The 20,846-nt window shown below is 67.4% G+C and carries 26 protein-coding genes; 14 read left to right on the forward strand and 12 right to left on the reverse strand.

Annotated elements, in window-relative coordinates:
• The first annotated feature begins 59 nt into the window (after positions 1 to 59).
• Complete coding sequence (locus QO010_RS08425; RefSeq protein ID WP_307348169.1) at positions 60 to 467, forward strand: hypothetical protein; 408 nt, start codon at positions 60 to 62, stop codon at positions 465 to 467.
• Positions 464 to 1,429: a sterol desaturase family protein gene (locus QO010_RS08430; protein WP_307348171.1), complete on the forward strand. Its 966-nt coding sequence runs from the start codon at positions 464 to 466 to the stop codon at positions 1,427 to 1,429. Before QO010_RS08425 ends, QO010_RS08430 begins: the two co-directional genes overlap by 4 nt.
• Here QO010_RS08430 and QO010_RS08435 read toward each other — a convergent pair.
• The 3 genes from QO010_RS08435 to QO010_RS08445 are packed head-to-tail and all read right to left on the reverse strand — an operon-like array spanning position 1,415 to position 3,507.
• Positions 1,415 to 2,377 carry an NUDIX hydrolase gene (locus tag QO010_RS08435; RefSeq protein ID WP_307348172.1) on the reverse strand — a complete coding sequence of 321 codons (963 nt, stop codon included), beginning with the start codon at positions 2,375 to 2,377 and terminating at the stop codon, positions 1,415 to 1,417. The two genes, QO010_RS08430 and QO010_RS08435, sit on opposite strands and share 15 nt — an antisense overlap.
• Positions 2,374 to 2,910, reverse strand: coding sequence for a tyrosine phosphatase family protein (locus tag QO010_RS08440; RefSeq protein WP_307348173.1), 537 nt, complete (start codon positions 2,908 to 2,910; stop codon positions 2,374 to 2,376). The genes QO010_RS08435 and QO010_RS08440 overlap by 4 nt, the downstream gene beginning before the upstream one ends.
• 3 nt (positions 2,911 to 2,913) lie before the next feature.
• Positions 2,914 to 3,507: a YfbR-like 5'-deoxynucleotidase gene (locus tag QO010_RS08445; RefSeq protein ID WP_307348639.1), complete on the reverse strand. Its 594-nt coding sequence runs from the start codon at positions 3,505 to 3,507 to the stop codon at positions 2,914 to 2,916.
• A gap of 168 nt (positions 3,508 to 3,675) precedes the next feature.
• Here QO010_RS08445 and QO010_RS08450 point away from each other — a divergent pair, with 168 nt between their 5' ends.
• The gene (locus QO010_RS08450) at positions 3,676 to 4,488 is read left to right on the forward strand and encodes a universal stress protein (RefSeq protein WP_307348175.1); all 813 of its coding nucleotides are present in this window, start codon (positions 3,676 to 3,678) and stop codon (positions 4,486 to 4,488) included.
• Between the two features lie 26 nt (positions 4,489 to 4,514).
• Complete coding sequence (locus QO010_RS08455) at positions 4,515 to 4,886, forward strand: hypothetical protein (protein WP_307348178.1); 372 nt, start codon at positions 4,515 to 4,517, stop codon at positions 4,884 to 4,886.
• On the opposite strand, the gene QO010_RS08460 is transcribed toward QO010_RS08455, so the two are convergent.
• The 5 genes from QO010_RS08460 to QO010_RS08480 all read right to left on the reverse strand — a co-directional run bounded on the left by QO010_RS08460 (position 4,883) and on the right by QO010_RS08480 (position 9,225).
• Entirely contained in the window at positions 4,883 to 5,635 is a 753-nt protein-coding gene (locus QO010_RS08460) for a hypothetical protein (protein ID WP_307348180.1), read from the reverse strand. The two genes, QO010_RS08455 and QO010_RS08460, sit on opposite strands and share 4 nt — an antisense overlap.
• Positions 5,636 to 5,712: 77 nt before the next feature.
• Positions 5,713 to 6,582, reverse strand: a complete 870-nt coding sequence (locus QO010_RS08465; RefSeq protein ID WP_307348182.1) for an AAA family ATPase — start codon at positions 6,580 to 6,582, stop codon at positions 5,713 to 5,715.
• Positions 6,583 to 6,680: 98 nt separating this feature from the next.
• Entirely contained in the window at positions 6,681 to 6,812 is a 132-nt protein-coding gene (locus tag QO010_RS08470) for a hypothetical protein (RefSeq protein WP_307348185.1), read from the reverse strand.
• Between the two features lie 47 nt (positions 6,813 to 6,859).
• Positions 6,860 to 7,354, reverse strand: coding sequence for a hypothetical protein (locus QO010_RS08475; protein ID WP_307348186.1), 495 nt, complete (start codon positions 7,352 to 7,354; stop codon positions 6,860 to 6,862).
• A gap of 62 nt (positions 7,355 to 7,416) precedes the next feature.
• Entirely contained in the window at positions 7,417 to 9,225 is a 1,809-nt protein-coding gene (locus tag QO010_RS08480; protein ID WP_307348188.1) for a tetratricopeptide repeat protein, read from the reverse strand.
• A 235-nt stretch (positions 9,226 to 9,460) separates the two neighbouring features.
• Between QO010_RS08480 and flbT the strand changes: the two genes are divergently transcribed.
• The 7 genes from flbT (at position 9,461) to pseH (ending at position 14,639) form a co-directional block, all read left to right on the forward strand.
• The gene (flbT, locus tag QO010_RS08485) at positions 9,461 to 9,886 is read left to right on the forward strand and encodes a flagellar biosynthesis repressor FlbT (protein WP_307348190.1); all 426 of its coding nucleotides are present in this window, start codon (positions 9,461 to 9,463) and stop codon (positions 9,884 to 9,886) included.
• Complete coding sequence (gene flaF / locus QO010_RS08490) at positions 9,846 to 10,220, forward strand: flagellar biosynthesis regulator FlaF (protein ID WP_307348192.1); 375 nt, start codon at positions 9,846 to 9,848, stop codon at positions 10,218 to 10,220. Before flbT ends, flaF begins: the two co-directional genes overlap by 41 nt.
• A gap of 391 nt (positions 10,221 to 10,611) precedes the next feature.
• Positions 10,612 to 11,445 carry a flagellin gene (locus QO010_RS08495; RefSeq protein ID WP_307348194.1) on the forward strand — a complete coding sequence of 278 codons (834 nt, stop codon included), beginning with the start codon at positions 10,612 to 10,614 and terminating at the stop codon, positions 11,443 to 11,445.
• A gap of 351 nt (positions 11,446 to 11,796) precedes the next feature.
• Entirely contained in the window at positions 11,797 to 12,627 is an 831-nt protein-coding gene (locus QO010_RS08500) for a flagellin (protein ID WP_307348197.1), read from the forward strand.
• A 171-nt stretch (positions 12,628 to 12,798) separates the two neighbouring features.
• Entirely contained in the window at positions 12,799 to 13,044 is a 246-nt protein-coding gene (locus QO010_RS08505; protein ID WP_307348200.1) for a hypothetical protein, read from the forward strand.
• 181 nt (positions 13,045 to 13,225) lie between these two features.
• Positions 13,226 to 14,056 (forward strand): flagellin, encoded by an 831-nt coding sequence (locus QO010_RS08510; protein ID WP_307348202.1) that lies wholly within the window; start codon positions 13,226 to 13,228, stop codon positions 14,054 to 14,056.
• A gap of 28 nt (positions 14,057 to 14,084) precedes the next feature.
• A complete protein-coding gene (gene pseH / locus QO010_RS08515; RefSeq protein WP_307348203.1) occupies positions 14,085 to 14,639 on the forward strand; it encodes a UDP-4-amino-4,6-dideoxy-N-acetyl-beta-L-altrosamine N-acetyltransferase in 555 nt (184 codons plus the stop codon).
• 79 nt (positions 14,640 to 14,718) lie between these two features.
• Here pseH and QO010_RS08520 read toward each other — a convergent pair whose 3' ends face one another.
• The gene (locus tag QO010_RS08520; protein ID WP_307348204.1) at positions 14,719 to 15,054 is read right to left on the reverse strand and encodes a UrcA family protein; all 336 of its coding nucleotides are present in this window, start codon (positions 15,052 to 15,054) and stop codon (positions 14,719 to 14,721) included.
• Positions 15,055 to 15,226: 172 nt separating this feature from the next.
• Between QO010_RS08520 and QO010_RS08525 the strand changes: the two genes are divergently transcribed.
• The 3 genes from QO010_RS08525 to QO010_RS08535 are packed head-to-tail and all read left to right on the forward strand — an operon-like array spanning position 15,227 to position 19,119.
• Positions 15,227 to 17,980: a hypothetical protein gene (locus tag QO010_RS08525; protein WP_307348206.1), complete on the forward strand. Its 2,754-nt coding sequence runs from the start codon at positions 15,227 to 15,229 to the stop codon at positions 17,978 to 17,980.
• A gap of 45 nt (positions 17,981 to 18,025) precedes the next feature.
• Positions 18,026 to 18,709: a hypothetical protein gene (locus QO010_RS08530; RefSeq protein ID WP_307348207.1), complete on the forward strand. Its 684-nt coding sequence runs from the start codon at positions 18,026 to 18,028 to the stop codon at positions 18,707 to 18,709.
• An 11-nt stretch (positions 18,710 to 18,720) separates the two neighbouring features.
• Entirely contained in the window at positions 18,721 to 19,119 is a 399-nt protein-coding gene (locus tag QO010_RS08535) for a hypothetical protein (RefSeq protein ID WP_307348209.1), read from the forward strand.
• Positions 19,120 to 19,134: 15 nt separating this feature from the next.
• On the opposite strand, the gene QO010_RS08540 is transcribed toward QO010_RS08535, so the two are convergent.
• From QO010_RS08540 to QO010_RS08550, 3 genes are read right to left on the reverse strand one after another with little or no spacing between them, the layout of a single operon-like run.
• Positions 19,135 to 19,833, reverse strand: coding sequence for a CPBP family intramembrane glutamic endopeptidase (locus tag QO010_RS08540; protein ID WP_307348211.1), 699 nt, complete (start codon positions 19,831 to 19,833; stop codon positions 19,135 to 19,137).
• Positions 19,830 to 20,435 (reverse strand): HAAS signaling domain-containing protein, encoded by a 606-nt coding sequence (locus tag QO010_RS08545; protein WP_307348212.1) that lies wholly within the window; start codon positions 20,433 to 20,435, stop codon positions 19,830 to 19,832. Before QO010_RS08545 ends, QO010_RS08540 begins: the two co-directional genes overlap by 4 nt.
• A complete protein-coding gene (locus QO010_RS08550; protein ID WP_307348213.1) occupies positions 20,432 to 20,806 on the reverse strand; it encodes a PadR family transcriptional regulator in 375 nt (124 codons plus the stop codon). Before QO010_RS08550 ends, QO010_RS08545 begins: the two co-directional genes overlap by 4 nt.
• Between the last annotated feature and the right edge of the window lie 40 nt (positions 20,807 to 20,846).

The raw sequence follows: 20,846 nt of genomic DNA on the forward strand, positions 1-20,846 counted from the left end.
GTTGACGTGACGGTTCCGCAGGGACACTTCCCAGGCGGGGAGTGAAAGGCGTCGACACGGTGATCAATCCACTGCTGCTGCAATTTGGCGGGTCGGCCGTCGCCGTGGCGCTGATGGTGGGCATCGCCGCCTGGGCGCGGATCAGCCGGCCGGTTGCGCCGCTGGATCCCACCACAGCGCGGACCCTGCTGGCCATCGACTATCCCGACCTGGTTCCCGACGTGGTGTGGATCTCGGCTGACACCCGGGGCGCCATCGCCCGGGCCGGCAAGGACGCCCTGGTCCTCTATCGGCTGGGGGACAGCTGGGTCACCCGCCACATGCCCTGGGACAAGGCCCTGAAGGCCCCGATCCGCAGCGGCCATATCCGCCTGAAGCTGGCCGACCCGTCCGCCCCGATGGCCCGTCTGGCCGTCAGCGGCATCAACCCCTGGCCGCCCGAGGGCCTGAAGGAGCCGCAAGGATGACTTTGGACCCTATCCATCCGGCCTTCAGCGTGGTGACCCTGGCCATCCCGCTGTTCGTGGTCACCATCATTCTGGAGATCGTTCTGGGCCGCTTCGGCAAGGCCAAGGCGACTTACGAATTCCGGGACACCGCCACCTCGCTGATGATGGGGCTGGGCAGCAATATCGTCGGGGCGCTGATCGGCGGGTTCGCCGCCGCGACCGCCATCTACGTCTATATCCACTATCACCTGCTCGAGATTCCGATGACCGCCTGGTGGGCCTGGGTGGCGGTCTTCTTCCTCGAGGACATGACCTACTACTGGTTCCACCGCTTCTCGCACGAGCGGCGCTTCTGGTGGGCGGCGCACGTCAACCACCACTCTTCCCAGCACTACAATCTGGCGACCGCCCTGCGGCAGACCTGGACCGGAGAGGTGGCCGGGACCTGGCTGCTGTGGCTGCCGCTGACCCTGATAGGCTTTCCGCCGGCCATGCTGGCCATCCAGAAGGGGATCAGCCTGGTCTACCAGTACTGGATCCACACCGAGGCGATCCGCAAGCTGCCCCGCTGGTTCGAGGCCTTCTTCAACACGCCCAGCCACCACCGCGTCCATCACGCCCGCAACCCGCGCTACCTGGACGCCAACTATGCCGGCATCCTGATCATCTGGGACCGCATGTTCGGCACCTTCGTCGCCGAGAACGAGGCCGAGCCGCCGCGCTATGGCATCGTCAAGAACCTGGGCGATTTCAATGTCCTGCGGGTGGCGTTCCACGAGTGGATGGGCATTGCGAAGGACCTGGCCGGGTCGCGCTCCATCCGCGAGGTGTTCGGCTATCTGTTCGGTCCGCCCGGCTGGAGCCCCGACGGCTCGCGCGACACCTCCCATACCCTCAAGGCCAAGTGGCTGGCCCGGGAAGCGGCCCAGACGGCGGTCAAGCCGACGGAACCCGAGACAGTCCCGCTAGTCGCGGAGTAGGGGCAGGGAGAGGCCCGGAGCCGGGCGGGCGTTCAGCGCCTCGCGCTGGAAGCGGAACAGCTCGGCGGGGCGTCCGCCTGTATCGACGTCCAGCCGGCCCAGCCCTTCGACCAGGCCGGTGCGTTCGACCACCCGGCGGAAGTTCTGTTTGTGCAGCGGCACGCCGGCGATGGCCTCCACGGTGCGTTGCAGGGCCGAGAGGGTGAACTCGGTGGGCATCAACTCGAACACCACCGGGCGGTATTTCAGCTTGCCGCGCAGCCGGCCAAGCCCGGTGGCCAGGATGCGGCGGTGGTCGGAGATCATCGGCTCGCCGAAGGCCGCCGAAAGGGCGCGGGGCTCGTCCGGGGCGCCGCCCAGGGCGCGGGAGAGGTCGCGGGCCGCCTCGGGGGCCAGGCCCGCCTCGTAGAGCAGTTCGTAGCGGTCCAGCACCCGCTCCTCGTTCCAGCGTGCGCCGTCCAGGCCGAACGCCAGCCGCGCCCGCGACAGGCGCTGTGGATTCTTGCCGGCCCAGTCGCGCAGGGCCGGGGCGATGGCGCCTTCGATGGCCGCCGGCGGGCCGCCGCGCCAGTCCTCCCAAGGGAAGTAGCGCTGCCAGGGCGTCCAGGCGGTGTCGGGGGCGTGGGTGTCGACCGCCGCCGGGGCCAGGGCCAGATAGCCGACCGAGACCACCCGCGCCGCCCCGGCCCCGACCTCGGCCCGGGGGGCTTCGCGGCCCTTGTCGCCGAAGGTGTAGAGCTGTTCGACATAGCCCAGGTCGAACCGGGTCTGCTCGGTCACATAGGCCCGCATGGCCATCTCGAAGGTGCGGTCGGCGGCGGGGTCGAACGGGCCGAAGGGCAGGCCCGCCAGGGTCGATTGGGCCGGACGGACGGTCAGCACCACCGCCTCGCCATCACGGATGGCGATGACCACGGCCGACAGCCCGATGACCACCGCGTCGGTCATGCCCCGGACGAACTTGAATGCGGAAAAAGGCTCGGCAGTTCGAAGACGGCGCCGGGATAGACATAGTGGCCCTGGCCGATCTCGCGCACCGCCGCCAGCATGCGCCCCTGGCGGCCCAGCAGGTCGTCGGCCAGCCGCACCAGCAGCGGGTTGGGCGTGGCGCCCGGCGAGGCGGCGCGCAGGGCCCTGGCGATGGTCGCCTCGGGGACGTGCGGGTTGCGCTCGCAGGCCAGGATGAAGGCGGTGGCGGTCGAGCGGCTGACCCCGGCCCAGCAATGCACCAGCAACGGCGCCTCGCCGCCCCAGCCGACGCCGAAGTCGAGGATGCGGCGGACCATGCTCTCGTCCGGCGCGGCCCTGCCCGCCTCGGGCTCCCAGATGTCGTCCACCGCCACCTTCAGATGCCGGGCGGGGGCGAAACCCTTGGGGCTCTGGCCGATCAGTTCGGGGTCCAGCAGGGTGATCAGGTGGGAAGGCTTCTTGAACCGCACCACCGTATCGACGTCGCGAAGGGGGCTGACGATGATGGTCATGAGCTACTCGGTATCGTGAGCCGCCGGGACGGACTCGTAGCCCGCGGCCTCTGAGAGGACGTGGAAGCGGTGAACATAGCGCGCGCTGGCGTCGTTGGGCGCCAGCGGATCGATGGTCAGGCTGTAGCCGGCCGGCGGGGCGCCGAAGAAGTCCAGCGATTCGGCGTGGCTGAACCCGGCCAGCTGGGTGGCTTCGAAGAAGGCGCAGGCGCGGTCGGCCTGCTTGATCAGCTTCTTGATCGGGACCGGCGTCTTGGCCGGCAGGCCAAAGCGGGCATGGATGGCGTGCTCCAGCCGCTCCTCGAAATCCTTGTAGGAGACGCCCAGCGCCGCCTTGAAGGGGCTGATCATGTCGCCGATGACGTATTCGCTGGCGTCGTGCAGCAGGGCCGCCAATCGCCAGCGCGGCTCCAGGGTCGGCTGGATGTGGGCGGCGATCTCTTCGACCACCAGGGAATGCTGGGCGACCGAGAAGCCGTGCTCGCCGATCGTCTGGCCGTTCCAGCGGGCGACGCGGGCCAGGCCGTGGGCGATATCCTCGATCTCGATATCCATCGGCGAGGGATCAAGCAGGTCCAGGCGCCGTCCGGAAAGCATGCGCTGCCAGGCCCTGGGGGTATTGCGGCTGTTGCGCGTGGCTCCGGTTCCTTTGGCCACTTCAGGCGTTCCCTTCACTAGTGGGCGATCCAACTGGCGCATGGCTTGAGAAAGATCAATGATCCGAATTCCACTCAGTGCTGATTTCCACAACGGAGAAGCGAAACAATGAGCTGGGCAAGAATCATGGCGCCGCTGGCCGGTGGCCACGGGGATGGGGAAATCCTCGGCGCGGCCGCCGAATTGGCCAGGCCGTTCGGGGCTGAGCTGGCGGCGGTGCATGCGCCGGCCGACATCGCCGACCTGATGCCCTGGATGGGCGAAGGGTTCATGGGCGGTGTGCAGATCACCGCCATGGACAGCCTCAAGGAGGCCGCCGCCGAGGGCGAGCGGGCCGCCAAGGCCGCCGTCGCCGCCTGCGGCTATGACAAGACCAGTTTCGTCAGCCTGGAATCCCCCGTCTGGGCGGGCCTTTCCATGGAGGGCCGGCTGTCGGACGTGGTGGTGTTCGGCGGCGAGGCGGCGCGGGGCAGGGGCCCCCTGGCCGAAGCCTTCCAGCAGGTGGTCGCCGACGAGCAGCGGCCGGTCATCGTCGCCCGCCCGGGCCTGAAGGCCGGCGGTACGGCCCTGGTCGCCTGGGACGGCGGCAAGGAGGCCAGCCGGGCGGCCCGCACGGCGCTGCCGCTGCTGGAAAAGGCCGGCAAGGTGGTGATCTTCGGCGCCCCACAGGCCAGTTCGCGCAACTTCGAACCGGCCCGGCTGCAGGAATTCTTCGCCGCCCGGGGCGTCAAGTCGGAACTGGCCCTGATGAGCGAGGGCTCCGACGCCGCCCCGCTGATCCTGGCCGCCGCCCAGCGGCTGGAGGCCACCCTGGTGGTGGCGGGCGCCTTCGGTCACCCGCGCCTGCAGGAATACATCTTCGGCGGCACCACCCGGACCCTGCTCAACAACGACGGGCCATCGCTGTTCCTCTCCCACTAAGCTCTTAAAAAGAAAGAAGAAACGTCATGAGCCTGTCGCGCATCGTCATGCGCCTGGGTCGCAATCCCGGCACCGAATTTTCCGGCGGCGACGACCATCGCGGCTACACCCTGGTCGCCCCGCTCACGGCCGACGGCCTGATCGACGAGGCCGCCTATGCCAAGCACAGGGCCGCCTGCACGGTGCGCCGCTTCGCGCCGGACGAGGATGCGGTCGAGGGCCGGCTGAACCGCCGCGGCCAGCGCTGGTTCTTCGACTACGACGACGAGGACGCCTCCGACGACGAGCCGCTGCACCGCCTGGGCGAGCACCGCTTCTCGCTGGGCGAATACGTCACCGTCACCGACGAGGACGGCCGGCCGCTGACCTACAAGGTGATGGAGGTGGTGGAGGTCTAGCCCCCGACGTTGAGCCGGATCAGGTCCTTGGCGGCGCGGAAGGCGCCGTCGTCGCGGCCGGCTTCGGTCTTGACCTTGACCACGGCCACGGCGATCGGACCGGTCTTGGGTCCGCGGGCCTGGTAGCCGACGGCCTTGTAGCCGGACGCCCCCTTGTCGGTCAGCACGAAGAAGGCGGTGATGCTGCCGGTCTTGGCGTCCTGCTCGGCGTCGCTGATATGAACCTCGGCGCGGTCGTCGTCGGCGTCGACCTTGACCTTGTCGCCGACATTGACCTTGGCCTTGCCGTCCTTGTCGGCGTCCACCTTGATCGCGCCGCCGATATTGACCTTGGCGCTGCCGTCCTTCTCGGTCTTGATATGAATACCGGGCAGGTCGACGCTGGTCGCCTCGTGGTCTTCGTCGGCCTCGACCTTGGTCGTGACGTCCACCGGCTTGGCCGGCATCAGCCCGCGCAGTTCGGTCTCGATGGGACCCAGCACCGTCGCGGGATCGCCCGCCTGGATCGCCAGCAGCTTGAGCGTCACCTCAGAGCCCTTGCCGGCGTAGTTGCAGGACTGGCCGTCGGGGGCGGCGCTGACCAGGGTCAGCTCGCCCTGGCTCTGGGGGCATTCCAGCTTGGCGATGGTCTTGACCGGCTTGTCGCTCGAGACGCTGACCTCGGTCTTGCTGTAGCTGCCTTCGCGATGACAGGCGGTCAGTCCCAGGGCCGAAACGGCGACGGTGGCGATCAGCAGCAGGCGGGTCATGGGCATAGCTCCTCTACACCACAAGCGTGCGACCGCTTCTGGCGAGGGTCCAGTGAAATCGCGGTAAGCCGGAAAGACTATTGCCCCGGGCGCGAACCGGCCCCTTCGCGGCGGGCCAGGAAGGCCAGGCGCTCGAAGAGGTGCACGTCCTGCTCGTTCTTCAGGAGGGCGCCGTGGAGGGGCGGGATCAACTTGGTCGGATCCTTTTCCTTCAGGGTGTTCTCGTCGATGTCCTCGACCATCAGCAGCTTCAGCCAGTCCAGCAGCTCGGAAGTCGAGGGCTTCTTCTTCAGGCCCGGCACCTTGCGCATGTCGTAGAAGATGCGCATCGCCTCGCTGACCAGCTTCTGCTTGATCCCCGGGAAGTGGACATCGACGATGGCGTTCATCGTCTCTTCGTCGGGGAAGCGGATGTAGTGGAAGAAGCAGCGGCGCAGGAAGGCGTCCGGCAGTTCCTTCTCGTTGTTCGAGGTGATGATCACCACCGGTCGGACCTTGGCCGAGATGGTCTCGTCGGTCTCGTAGACGTAGAACTCCATCCGATCGAGTTCCTGCAGCAGGTCGTTGGGGAACTCGATATCGGCCTTGTCGATCTCGTCGATCAGCAGCACGGGCCGGCCCTCATGGACGAAGGCCTCCCAGAGCTTGCCGCGCTTGATGTAGTTGCGGACGTCCTTGACCCGCTCTTCGCCCAGCTGGCTGTCGCGCAGGCGGGTGACGGCGTCGTATTCGTAGAGGCCCTGCTGGGCCTTGGTCGTCGACTTGATGTGCCAGGTGATCAGCGGGGCGTTCAGCGCCTTGGCCACTTCATAGGCCAGCACGGTCTTGCCGGTGCCCGGCTCACCCTTGATCAGCAGCGGCCGCTCGAGCGCGATGGCGGCGTTGACCGCCACCTTCAGGTCCTCGGTGGCGATATAGTTGTCGGTGCCGGAAAAACGCTCGGTCATGCCATCCCCTTGTCGTCGCGCCCTATGTCGTTGGTCGCGCGCGGCGATCCAAACAAACGTTCAATTCAGGGGACAGCCTATAGGGCGTATCGCCACATTCAAGCGGGTTTCGGCGGATCGGCCGGATGGGGCTGGGTCTGGGACGGCGGATCGCTGGCCGGGAAGCTCTCTTCGAGGGCCTCGTCGAGCGCGTCTTCCTCGTGTTGGTCGGGCCCGTCAGTATCAGGCATGGGCGGAACTCCTGTCCCGCCCAGCCTGGTCTCGGGCCGGTGGGGCCTCAATCGGCGCCGGGGTTGATCGACACCGGGTCCGAGGCGGGGAAGGTTTCCTTCAGGCCCTTGTCGAGCTGCTTGTCGACGTGCTCGTCGGCCTCCATGGGCTGTTCCTCGGGCGTGTGGTCGCCGTCGTCGGGGATTTCCTGCGGGGGCGTGTCGTCGCCGCCCTCGCCGGGATCGCCGCTGGAGGCCTGGTAGTCGTCGGGCTGATCGTCGTCGCTGTCGACATCGTTGGCGGCCGACAGGGTGCGGCGCAGGCCGTCATCGTCGCGACCGGCCTCAAGGACGTCGCCGTCGACCGCGTCGTCATCGAAATCGGCTTCGTCCAGTTCGCCCTCGTCGCCGTCGAGATCGTCGTCGTCGCTGGCGCTGGTGAAGTCGCGGACTTCGCGAAGGGTGTCGAAATTGGCGATGTCGCCGCCATCTTTCGTCAGGTTGGTTTCGTCGAAGACCTCGGCGGAATCCTGAGCGTCAAACTCGGTTGGCATCTGGGGCATGTCGAGGGACTCCTGGCTGGGCCACCCCCAGCATCGTCCCCGAAATAACCCCTGCGGACGCCTTATGTTCCGGTTGGAAAGGCCTGGGTCAGCGCCTGGGCGATCTCGTCCATGACCGGCAGCCAGTCGCCAAAGCCCGGCGGCAGGAAGACCCGCGCCTGCGGATACCAGGGCAGGCGCTCGGTCCCCAGGCGCGACCAGGCGCCGGGCACCGAGATGATCCAGACCGGCGCGCCACAGGCGGCGGCGATGTTGCTGGTGGCGTTGGACGGGGCCAGGACCAGGTCCAGGGCGCAGGTCAGGGCGGCGAGGTCGTCCAGGTCGTCCTTCAGGTCGATGCCCGGCGGGGTCCAGATGTTGACGCCCCACTCGGCGGCGGCGAAGGCGACCTCCTCGTCGCTGACGCCGTACTGCAGGTTGACGAAGGTGATCCCCGGGGTCTTGAGCACCGCCTCCCACTCCTCGAAGGGGGCGAAGAAGCGGTGGCGGGCGCCGGTGCTGACCAGGCTCTTCCACAGGATGCCGACCTTGGCGCCGGCCGGGGCCTCGGCCAGCACGCCCTTCCAGTAGGCGACCCGCTCGGGATCGGCGCGCATGAAGCGTTCGCGGTCCGGATAGGCCTCGACGCTGCGGCGGTAGCCGCGCAGCAGGCTGGCCAGGGGCGTCCACAGGTCGAAGGCGTCCGGATCGGCCAGGAAGGGCGCGCCACGAACCGTGTGGCCATCGATGCGGTAGGTGGCGTGCGGCCCGACCTCGGCGGTGGGGAAGGCGCGCTGGAACAGGCTGACCAGGCGCGGCTCGACCGCGATGGCCAGGCGGCCCTCGGGGCCCAGATCCGCCAGCACGTCGGGGATCAGGTTGGCGAACAGCACCTCATCGCCCAGGCCCTGCTCGCCGATGATGACCAAGCGCTTGCCGGCCAGGTCGGAACCCGGCTCCCAGCGCGGCTGGTCGCACATGAAGTTGGTGACGTCGGCGAACTGCGGGTCGAGGCGGGCTTCGTAGTCGTCCCAGCCGCCGCCCAGGTCGCCCAGGCAGATGCGGATGGTCGAGCGGGCCAGCTGCATCATCATCCGCTCGGAGGGGATGATGGCGGCGTCCAGGGCGGCCTGACAGTCGGCCAGCGCCCCCTCCATCTGGCCGATGGCCAGCAAGGCGTTACCGCGGTTGTAGCGGGCCTTCACGAAGCCCGGATCCCAGCGCAGGGCCTCATTGAAGAAGGTGATGGCGCCCTCGGGATCGCTCTGCTCGGCGATCACCGAGCCCAGGGTGTTCCATAGCAGCGGATCGTCGGGCTTGCCCATGATGGCGGGCTTGAGCACCTCGACCGCTTCGTCGAAGCGGTTCTGGTCGCGGATGGCGCAGGCCAGGTTGTTGGCCGCCTCATAGCTTTGCGGATAGCGGCGCAGATAATGGGCGAACAGCTTCTCGGCCGTCTCCTTCATGCCCATGCGATAGGCCAGGCGGCCCATGTCGTTGGCGATCTCGGCCTGGTCGGGCAGCAGGCCCAGGGCCATTTCGTAGGCCCGCACCGAGTTGGCGAAGTCGCCGGCCTTTTCCCGGGCGATGGCCAGCAGGTACCAGCCCACGCCGTTCTTCTCGTCCATCTCCAGGGCCTTGATCGCCCATTCGCCGGCGGCCTTGGCGTCTTCGTTCCGGATCGCCGCCACGGCGTTCTGCAGCATGGGTTCGATCGAGGCGGCCTTTAGTTCCCGCACCGCCTGGTCCAGCCGGGCCAGCGCCGCGGCCGAGGCCGAGTCGCCGGCCGTGCCGACCGCCATCCGGGCCCGGGCCGGTTCGATCGCGGCTTCCGGGAAACCCAGGGCCGTGGCCGAGGCCGCGGTCTTCAGGCGTGGCGGGGGAAGGGACATGAGTTGGCTCCGAAAGAGCGGGGCGCCGAAACGGCGGGCGCCGCGCGTAGCTCCTAGGTGCGCCAGCTTGCTTAATCCCCGCTTAATCAGCGACCACAGGTCGCGGACCCATCGCCGCAGGGGCAATCAACCGTTAACCAGCGCTCGCTAGCGTGAAATGGTTGTTTCCCGCCCTTGCCGGCGGAAGGCGACGATCGGGGGCGGTCCCTGACGGGGCCGTATCGGAGTTGGTCATTTGCCGCTGAAACTGTCGCTTAAGCCGGGTGAGCGCTTCGTGCTGAACGGCGCCGTCGTGCAGAACGGCGATCGCCGTGGCGTGCTGATCCTGCAGAACAAGGCGTCGGTCCTTCGCGAGAAGGACATCATGCAGGAGGAAGACGCCTGCACCCCCGCACGGCGGATCTATTTCCCCGTGATGATGATGTATCTCGATGAGGCGGGAGCGGCGCGCTACTACGACGAGTTCGTGCGCCGGCTGACCGAATTCATCGGCGTCATCTCGAACCCGAACATTCTGGCCGACGGCGTCGCCATCTCCCGCCACGTGATGGGCAAGGAGTACTACAAGGCGCTGATGCTCTGCCGCAAACTGGTTGACTACGAAGACGAGAGGTTGGGCCATGTCGCTACAGGCGTATCAACGGGTCGCGGCGAGGGCTGAGACCCCCCGCGAGGCCGAATACCGTCTGTTCGGCCAGGTTACCCGCGCTCTTATGGAAGCCGCCGCCCTGCCGGCGGACGACATCCGTGGGCGCATGGACGCGCTGGACTGGAATCGCCGGCTGTGGTCGGCGCTGGCCAGCGACTGCGCCGAAAGCGGCAACGGCCTGCCCGACGCCCTGCGCGCCTCGATGATCTCCCTCAGCCTCTGGGTCGGCCGCCACACCAGCGCCGTCATCCGCCAGGAGGAAGAGATCGAGCCGCTGATCGAGATCAACCGCATGATCATGCAGGGCCTGGTCGGCAACAGCGGCGGCGGCGTCGAGGCGGCCTAACAAACCTATCCGAATAGGGCTCCACCCTTCCTCCTCGATGGAGGAAGGGCAGGGTTGGTGGTGTGTCCGCTGAGCCTGGGTGAAGAGCGTGGGATGGCGCATGCGCCCACCAGCGTTCAGTCGTAAACGCACTGCAAGCACCACCATCCCCAACCCTTCCTCCATCGAGGAGGAAGGGAGCTGGTTGGGCAGAACCTGCCGCCCGGCGATTTTGACCGCCGGACCTGGCTGTGACCGGTCGTCGCGCCGCACGGTTAACTCAATAAAATCAACAAGATAAACTTCCGCAAACCGCCGCTATCTGGCCCGCTCCTTGCGTGTGCCTGCGCGAGCAAGAACGCTCGTCCGGCAAAAGCCGGAATGCACCCTTCCAGAATGGATGGACACTCTGATGGCTATGAACTCAGTCAACACCAATGTCGGCGCTCTCGTGGCGCTGCAGAACCTCAACGCGACGAACTCGGAATTGTCGAAGACCCAATCCCGCATCAACACCGGCAAGAAGGTGGCGAGCGCCAAGGACGATGGGGCTACCTGGGCGATCGCCCAGTCCCAGCGCGCCAACAGCCAGTCGCTGAACGCCGTGCAGGATTCGCTGAACCGTGGCCGCTCCGTCATCGACGTGGCTGTCGCGGCCGGCGAGTCGGTCTCCGACCTGCTGCTGAGCATGAAGGAAAAGGCACTGGCCGCGTCGGACGCTTCGCTCGACTCGACCAGCCGCGCCGCTCTGAACGAGGACTTCAAGGCCCTGCGCGACCAGATCGGCAAGGCCGTGTCGAACGCCGATTTCAATGGGACCAATCTCATCAAGACCGGCGCGACCTCGATCCAGGCCCTCGCCAACGCCGACGGCAGCTCCAAGCTGACGGTCGGCGCCGAGGTCCTGGCCCTGGGCGGTTCGATCGTCACGGTGGCTGCCGCCGGCACCATCGGCACGGTGACCACGGCCACGGCCATGATCACCACGGTCGGCACCTCCATCACCAACGTGGGCGCGTCTCTCGCCCGCCTGGGCACCAAGGCCAAGGCTTTCGACCTGCACTCCGCTTTTGTTACGAAGCTGCAGGACGCCCTGGACGCCGGTGTGGGTAACCTGGTCGACGCCGACCTGGCCAAGGAAAGCGCCAAGCTCCAGGCTCTGCAAACCAAGCAGCAGCTGGGGGTCCAGGCTCTCTCCATCGCCAACCAGTCGAGCCAGTCCCTGCTGTCGCTCTTCCGCGGCTAGTCGCGACGCCGGGCGGTCTCCATCTGGGGACCGCCCGGCAGACTTTTTAGACTGATGATCGGGGGCCTTCGGGGCCCCTTTTTCGTTTGGGCCGATGGCTGGGCCGATCCTCCGCATACCCGGCAGAGTTTGCCCCGGCATCCGCCCGGCAGAAATTGCCGTCCTGGAGGCCCCACCCGGCAGAAGCTGCCGCTTCCGACAGGCTTAATAGACCAATAACGTATATATTTCAAATAGTTGCTAGAATTGCCTAGTGTGGCGGAACTGGCCCGACCCTTGCTTCTGCTATCCTGAGCAAAAAGCTCCCGGCAGTCAAAATGACGTCGGACACCTTGAATGAGGAATACCAAAATGGCGCTGAACAGCGTTAACACCAACGTCGGTGCGATGGTCGCACTGCAAAACCTGAACTCCACCAACAACGAGCTCAACACCGTTCAATCCCGCATCAACACGGGCAAGAAGGTGGCGTCCGCCAAGGACAACGGCGCGGTCTGGGCCATCGCTCAATCGCAACGTGGCACTTCGCAGTCCCTGAACGCGGTCAAAGACTCGATCATGCGTGGTCAGTCCACCATCGACGTGGCTGTCGCCGCCGGTGAATCCGTTTCCGACCTGCTGGTCAGCATGAAGGAAAAGGCCCTGGCCGCTTCGGACGCCTCGCTGGACTCCACCAGCCGCGCTGCTCTGAACGAAGACTTCAAGGCTCTTCGTGACCAGATCGGCAAGGCCGTGTCGAACGCCGACTTCAACGGCTCGAACATGATCAAGGCCAGCGGCACGACCATCTACGCCCTGGCTAACGCGGACGGCAGCTCCAAGATCACGGTTGCCGCCCAGTCGCTGGCTCTCGGCGGCTCCAACGTGACGGTCGCCGCGGCCGGCACCATCGGCACCGTGACCACCGCCACGGCGATGATCGCGACCGTGACCACCTCGATCGCCAACGTCGGCTCGGCCCTGGCCAAGCTGGGCACCGGCGCCAAGGCGCTGGACTCGCACCTCAGCTTCGTCGGCAAGCTCCAGGACGCTCTGGACGCCGGTGTTGGCAACCTGGTTGACGCTGACCTCGCGAAGGAAAGCGCCAAGCTGCAGGCCCTGCAAACCAAGCAACAGCTCGGCGTGCAGGCTCTGTCGATCGCCAACCAGTCGAGCTCGTCCCTGCTGGGCCTGTTCCGCTAGGACCAGCCCTGAAAAAGGAGGCGGGCGAGTTTTGCCCGCCTCCGATTTTCCCCAAAAACCCGCCCGCCAGACATCAGAACCATTGGGGGGCAAGGAGACGCCGGTCTCTAACCGCCGGCGACAGGAGAGATGAGCAACTCGGTCGCATTTCCCGTTCCCGCACCGGAACCCTTGAGCCAGCCTGTGCTGGGCCAGGGCCCGTCGGGAGCCAGTGCGTCCCAGGTCAACGCCTCGGTCCAGACCGCGCCCGATCTGCGCCTGGTCATCGAGGAGGATCCGGTGTCCGGGTCCTACATCTACAAGACCCTCGACCGCCGGACCGGCGAGGTCGTCCAGCAGCTGCCGCGCGAAGAAGTGCTGCGACTGAAGGACGCGTCGGTCTACGTGCCGGGGCAGATGGCGGACACCACGACCTGATGACGCAGCAATAGGCGGGCCTTCCGCCCTGGCGACTTATCGCCCCTAACCGGCGTCGCACCAGCGGCGGCGGCCATCACGGTTTCCGGTCGTTAACCATACGCATACCAAGTCCGCCTAGTCCTTGAGGCTGGGCGGCGAGCAATAGGCGACTCACCACCCACCTCAGAAGGAGCGGGTCGTGACGATCAGCGTTAACACCAACCAGTCGGCGCTGATTGCGCTTCAGAACCTCAACAAGACCAACGACGATCTGGCTCTGTCCCAGAACCGCATCTCGACCGGCTTGAAGGTGCAGGGGCCCAAGGACAACGCCTCGGTCTGGGGCATCGCCCAGGCGCAGCGGGCCGATATCGGGGCGCTGAGCGCGGTCAAGATGAGCCTGGATCGGGCGACCTCGATCTCCGACGTCTCGATGGCGGCGGGCGAATCGATCTCCGACCTGCTCAACCAGCTCAAGGAAAAGGTGGTCTCGGCGATGGATCCGTCGCTGGATCCGTCCTCGCGCACGGCGCTGAACGCCGACTACAAGGCCCTGATCAAGCAGATCAGCCAGATCACCAAGGACGCCGATTTCGACGGCGCCAACATGCTGGACGGCACCAATACCGGCATCCGCTTCATCGCCAACGCCGACGCCAACAGCTTCATCACGCTCGCCGCGCAGAATCTGACGCTGGGCGGTTCGCTGATCTCGATGACCGCGACCTCCTCGATCGGCACGGTGACCCTGGCCACCGCCATCCTGGCCCAGCTCGACACCTCGATCGGCAAGGTCAACCAGGCGCTCGGCGACATGGGCGCCCAGGCCAAGCAGATCGAGGCGCACAACACCTTTGTCACCAAGCTGAGCGACGTGCTCAACACCGGGGTCGGCAACCTGGTCGACGCCGACATGGCCAAGGAAAGCGCCAAGCTGCAGGCCCTGCAGGTCCAGCAGCAGCTGGGCGCCCAGGCGCTGTCGATTGCCAACCAGGCCCCGCAGGTGATCCTCTCGCTCTTCAAGGGCTGATTCAAAGCCCATCGTCGGGACTTGAGGCATGATCGAGCTGCGCGACCTGGTCGCCGAGGACGAGGCGCGTCTGTTCGAGTGGCGCGCCGAGCCCGAGGTCGACCGCTGGATGTCGGACGCGGCCTTCCCCGACCGCGCCGCCCACAGGCGCTGGTTCGACGCCCTGGGCGATGACGCCGACGTGCGCGGCTGGATGATCCAGCGCGACGGCCGCCCCTCGGGTCTTCTCACATTAAGCGGTCTGACCAGCCACCATCGCCGGGCCGAATGGAACTGGTTCGTGGGCGACGCCGAGGCGCGGGGCAGGGGCGTCGGCCGGGCCGCTCAGGTGCTGGGCCTGGAGCGGGCTTTCGGGACATTGGGACTGCACAAGGTCTGGGCCGAGGTGATGGCCGACAACGACGCGGCCCTGAAGATGCTGGGCGCCACAGGCTTCCGTCGCGAGGGCTATCTGCGCGGTCACGTCATGAAGGCGGGGGCGGCGAAGGACGTGGTGCTTCTGGGCATCCTGGCCGACGAATGGGCGGCGCGGCGCGGGGTGATGCTGAAGGAACTCCACAGCGCCGGGCTGATCGCGGCCTGACCTGAGCGAGATTCCACCGCAAGGCGCCCAGCCGGCTGGATGTCGCCACCCAGCCGAAACCAGACCACGCGCCGACCGGTCAGCGAGAGGCCTGAACGCTGACGCCGAGCGGGTTGCGCTTCTCGTTCCGCAAGGCTTCGGTCAGCGAGGGGGCCCCGACGGCGGCGACGGCGCTGGCCGTGGCGCCGTTATAGCACTCGTCGAAACGCTCGATCGCCTCGATAGCGGTCTCGCCGGTCTGGCGAATGCGGTGCAGCAGCACCCGGGCGTCGCCCGCCTTGCTCAGATCGAGGTCGGCATAGCTCACCCGCTCCATGAGCGTCTTGCCGTCGGCGGCGGAGGCGGCCTGGGCGGCCGGAGCGATCAGGGCGGCGGCGGCCATGGCCGCCAGGATCAGGGTCTTTTTCGAGGTCATCTCTAGGTCTCCTTGCCCCCGGACTGGGGGTGTTGGTCGGCCTTACGATGTAAAAACTTCACTGGATCACAGCCGCTCACCGGCCGGCGCCAATCTGCTCGCGCCTTAACCTCCTATCAGGGCTGCCGAGTCACAATGGCCGCGGGGGCGTGTGGCCTCTTAAGGCAAACCTGTGGCCATCGGCATCGATAGCAGCGTTCTGTTGGGCTACTACCAGTCGCGCACCAGCGGCGGGTCGTTGCTGGCCGCCGCCACGGGCGGAACCAGCGGCGCTGTGGTCAATGGCAAGCGCATCTATGCCCCGACCGCGCCCTGGGCGACCGGCTCGTCCGCGCCCAAGATGGCCGACCTCACCAAGCAGGTCCTGGCCGGCCACCGGTTCATCGACGAGAACGCCGCCCAACTGGACCTGCCGGGCGCCAGCGCCGACTACAAGAAGCTGTTCGCCCTCTATCAGGGGCTGAACGCCCTGAACGGGGTGGTCGAACAGGCCAACGCCAAAACCACCTCGGCCCTGGAAATGACCGGCCTGACCCGGGCCTTCACCCGCGGGCTGAAGGACACCGTCGCCTATGCCGATACGGTCAAGCTGGATGATATCCGCCTGACCCGGGGCACGGCGATGATCACCGATCGCACCAAGGTGGGCGTGCCCAGGCCGGACTACACCTACACCACCGACACTATCGAGACCGGCCATGTCACCGATCCGGTCGACGCCTTCCAGGGCGCGGTCGCCTTCACCATCCAGGTCAAGCGGCTGAACGTCACCCAGAACCTGGACATCAACCTGGCCGACATGGGCTCGACGCCCCGCTCGATGAGCAATGTCACCAGCTACATCAATTCCAAGCTGGAGGCGGCGGGACTGCACAGCCGCTTCTCGATCGCCCGCACCCCGGGCGAGGTCAAGACGGTCAAGGTCGGGACCACCAGCGTCACTCTGCCGGCCGAGGCCGACAAGCTGGCCTTCAAGATCACCGGCGACTCGGCCGAACAACTGACCTTCTCGGCGGCGGCGACCACTCCGGCCGTCTATATCGCCTCGACCTCGGGCAATCCCGACCCGGACAAGAACACCAAGACCGACGATGCGGTCTATCAGAACAAGCTGATGAAGCTGGACACCGGCGTCACCGGCGACGGCGCCCAGCTGTTCAACCAGACGCTCGAGAAATCCATCAAGCAGGTGCGGACCAGCCAAACCACCGCCGACGGCTCGGTCTATGTGCTGGCCGACGTCAACGGCGCGGTCGACGGCCAGACCCTGCAGGGCACGACCGATGTCGCCCTGATCAAGTACGACTCGGCCGGCAAGATCATCTTCACCCGCACCCTGGGGGCGGCGGACGAGGCTCAGGGGCTGAACCTGGCGGTCTCGGCCGACGGCAAGGTGGCGGTGGCCGGCAAGGTCACCGGCGACCTGCTGGGCGCGACGAACGGGGCGCTGAATTCCGGGGCGGACACCGGCCTCAGCGACAGCTTCGTCACCCTCTACGACGACAAGGGCGACGAGATTTGGACCCAGCGGCGCGGGGCGCTGCAGCAGGACGAGGCCACGGCCGTGGGCTTCGGCGCCGACGGCACCGTCTATGTGGGCGGCCGCACCAAATCGACCCTGCCCGGCGGCGGAACCACCGCCGGCGGCTGGGATGGCTATATCACCGGCATCGGCACGACGTCGAAGGGCCTGCCCACCGTCAAGTTCACCCAGCAGTTCGGCGGGACGGGCGATGAAGGGGTCACGGACCTGGTCGTCAACGGCTCGCAGGTGATCGTGGCCGGCAAGGATGGCCAGAACGCCGTGCTACGCAGCTTCGACGTCAGCGGCGCGGCGCCGACCCTGACCGCCACCCGCGACCTCGGCGACCTGCAGGGCGGCAACATCGCCGGCCTCAAGCTCGACGGCGGCCAGCTCTACATCGCCGGGGCGACCCGCAACGGCGCGCTGGCGGTCGGCAATCCCGGCGTCGCCTACACTGGCGGCATGGACGCCTACGCTGCGCGGATCTCCACCGATCTGACCAGCACCGCCTCCGACCGCCTCTCCTATTTCGGCGGGGCCGAGGACGACACCGTCACCACCATGGCCGTAGCGAACGGCCAGGTCTGGGTGGCCGGCAAGGCGGGGTTGCATCTGCCCGGCGTCGTCGATATCGGCGCCAATGACGGCTACATGGCCCAGATCAACATGGCGACCGGGACGACCGCCGCCGCCCAGCGGATCACCGGCAAGGACGGCTACACCACCCCCACCTCGATCGCCGTCGACGCCAGCGGCGCCTCGGCGCTCGACAAGCTGGGCCTGCCCAAGGGCGCGCTGACCTATACCGACTCCCAGAAGATCGTTTCGGCGACCTCGGCCCGGGCCGGCGACCAGTTCCAGATCCGCACCAGCGTCGGCGGAGCTCTGACCACGGTCACTTTGGAGGCCAACGACACCCTGGACACCCTGAAGACCAAGGTGGCCCGGGCTGCCGGCTACAAGGCCAAGGTCGAGGTGGTCAGCGACAGCGGCGTCAAGCGCCTGAAGATCAGCCCCGCCACCGACACTTCCAGCGTCGAGATCCTGCCCGGCAAGGGCAGCAAGGACCTGCTGGCCGCCATCGGCCTGGACCAGGGCGTGGTGCGCAACACCATCTTCAAGGACGGCAAGTCCCAGTCGGCCGACGGCAAGGGCAACGTCTATGGCCTGTCGCTGACCACCGACCTGGATATTTCGACGGCCGACGCCCGCAAGGCGACCCTGGCGGCCCTCTCCACGGCCTTGGGCGCGATCCGCTCGGCCTATCGCGATCTGGAATCGGCCGCCAAGCCGAAACCCCCCGAATCCAAGGGCGGCGCCAGCGGGCCTGTGCCGGCCTATCTGACCAACCAGGTGGCCAATTATCAGGCGGCGCTTGACCGACTGACCGGCGGCGGCTGAAGCTGGCGCCTTGAAAGCGCCGGGCGCGCGGGCTAGCGGTTCGCTATGGATATGTTCAAGGACCGCCGGCTTATGCTCGTGCTGGGCGCAATCGCGGCCCTGGTGCTGGGCGTGGCCATCGCCATGCTCATCGCCCGCCGCGACCCTGGCTCCGACAAACCGCCCCCCGCCTCGCAGGGCGGTCTGGTCGTTGAGCCGGGCAGGGTCGACGACGCCAAGCTCGACGCGGCCCGTCCGCTGCGCTGCTTCGTCAACGGCCAGTATGTCGGGGACCTGACCCTGGCCGAGTGCGCCAACAAGAACGGCGTGGCCACCGGCGCCCTGGACGTCGGGGTCGACCAGACCGGCGCCCTGGCCGCCTCGACCGAGGCCGGCACCGTGCTGACCCCGCTGCCGCCGCAGGAACAGGTCGCCGCCCAGCCGGCTCCCACGACGCCCGCCGACGAAACACCCACCACGACCCCCACCGCCACCCCGGCCGCCGGCGGCTCGGCCTGCTGGCGCTACGCGGGGACCGAATGGAAGCGGCTGGGCGATATGAGCCTCAACAGCTGCGTCCAGACCCTCTATGCCGGCCAGTGCGTGAAGTCTGGTCAGGCCAACTATGGCCGCTTCGGCGATCAGACCCTGCGGCTGGTCAAGGGCAAGGTCGAGGTGTCCTCCGATGACCGCCGTTTCCGCACCCTGGTCGAACAGGGTTCCAACTGCAGCATTCCCGCGGCCGGCTAGGATCTTCAATCATGAAACATCAGACCCTGCTGCTGCTCGCCGCCCCGCTGGCCCTGCTGGCCGCCTGCGAGAAGGTGCCCGAGGCGCCCTATGACCGCGGGGTCTGCTATCAGGCCCAGCCGCAGCCGGACGGCAAGACGCTGAAATACAATGTCGCCGGCAAGGGCATCGACAGCATCGAGAAATGCGCCGCCAAGCTGGAGGGCATCCGCCAGCGGTTCCTGGCCCTGGGCGGCCAGAACCACGACATGATCGGCGCCTATCAGGGCAGCTTCCTGTTCCTGCGGCCCAACGGCATCTACCGGGCCGAACGCTGGAACAGCGCCCAGTATATCCTGCTGGTCCGCACCGGCGACGGCCGCCTGGCCATCCCCGGCGCCATGCCGATGGATCCGGCCGACATGCGGTGACGCCGCCGCCGGTCGTCAGATCGGCGTGGGGTAGTGGTTGCTCCAGATCAGCAGCAGATCGATGCTGTCGGTGATGCCGTGGGCGATGATCGGGGCCATCAGATTGCGCCCGGCCGCCAGGTAGATGAGCCCCAGCCAGAGGCCGTTCAGGGCGTTCTCGGTCACGCCGGTGACGCCCTGGTAGCCATGGGCGAAGCCGAACAGCAGGCTTATCGACGCCAGGCTCGCGATCCAGGCCGTCCGGCCATCGCCGAACAGCTGGGCGGCGCGGTTCATCAGCCAGCCCCGATAGACCATCTCCTCGCCGAACGCCGCCAGGGTCCAGGTCAGGCCCAGGCCGAGCAGCAGGTATTTGGTGTTGCCGATCAGGATCTTGAAGTCGGAGAGGTCCGGCGGCTCGCCGGTCAGCCGGACCAGCAGCGGCTGGGTGACGAACAGTTCCAGGGCCTCGATGGCTGCGCCGCCGCCGACGCCCAGCATCAGGATCAGCGGCCATCGCCCCTTCAGGGTCAGGCCGACGCCCCGCCAGCCGATCCCCCGCACCCACAGCGACAGGGTGGCCGGGACCAGCAGGTAGAGGGTCTTGCTGAACCAGATCAACCCGGCCTGGTCGGCGACAAAGGCGGTGATGGCCAGGGCCAGCTCGGCCAGGATCAGCCAGCGGCTGCGGTTCAGACGGTCTCGCAGGCTCGGGGAAATCATGGGGCGGCTCATGACAGGATTTTGGCCCAGCCGCGGCCCAGGCGGCGCAGGCCGGCCAGGCTGAAGCGCCAGGTGAGGAACAGGATCAGCCCGCCCAGGACCAGGCCGATGGGGATGATCCACCAGCCCAGCACTTCGGGCCCGATGGGCGCGTTGCTGCGGCCGATGGAGAAGCTGATGTCGTCGTCGGCGCTCGGCTGCACCCACAGGCCGATATTGTTCGGGAGGATCGGCTTGAGCAGCGCCGCGGCCATCAGGCTCAGGCCCGTGACATAGCCGAGCGCCGAGACCAGCAGGGTCCAGGCCGCCCCGAGGCTGAAGCCCGCCAGCCGCCAGGTCGCCGCCAGCACCCGCCAGGGCTGGCGGTGAGTCTCGGCCCGCACCGCGGCCCGCTCGGCCAGGTGCAGCCCGGCCAAGCTGCGCGGATCGCCCAGCGCGGTCAGGGCCGCCGCGACCGTCTCCGGCGTCAGGCCAGCGCCGCCGGCCCGGTCGCGGACATGGCTGCGCAGTTCGTCGATCGCCTCGCGCGCCTCCTCGGCCGGCAGCGGCAGCAGGTGACGGCGGACCTGGGCCAGATAGGCTTCCAGCTGTTTTTCAGCCTGGGGATCGCTCATCGGTTCTGCTCCTGGCGCATCGGGGTCAGCATGGCGTCGAGGCCGGCGGCGAAACGGCCCCAGGCCTGGGCCATCTCGGCGGCGCGGCGGCGGCCGGCCTCGGTGAGGGTGAAGTATTTGCGCGGGTGCCCGCCCTCGGCCTCGACCCATTCGGACGAGATCAGCCCGTCGCGCTTCAGCCGGTTGAGGAGGGGATAGATGGTGCCTTCCGGCACCGTCAGGTCGGCGTCGGCCTCCAGGCGGCGGAGAATCTCCAGCCCGTAGAGCCGGCCCCCCCACAGGCTGGCCAGCACGGCCAGGCCCAGCGTCCCCTTGCGGAGCTGCACGGTCCAGCGGTCGAGGGAGACAAGGTCGTCATCGGCTTCGCTCATGCATGATACTATGTATTGCAAGGTATCTTGCCGTCAATAG

It is taken from the genome of Caulobacter ginsengisoli, assembly GCF_030814835.1.
Classification (GTDB): Bacteria; Pseudomonadota; Alphaproteobacteria; order Caulobacterales; family Caulobacteraceae; genus Caulobacter; species Caulobacter ginsengisoli.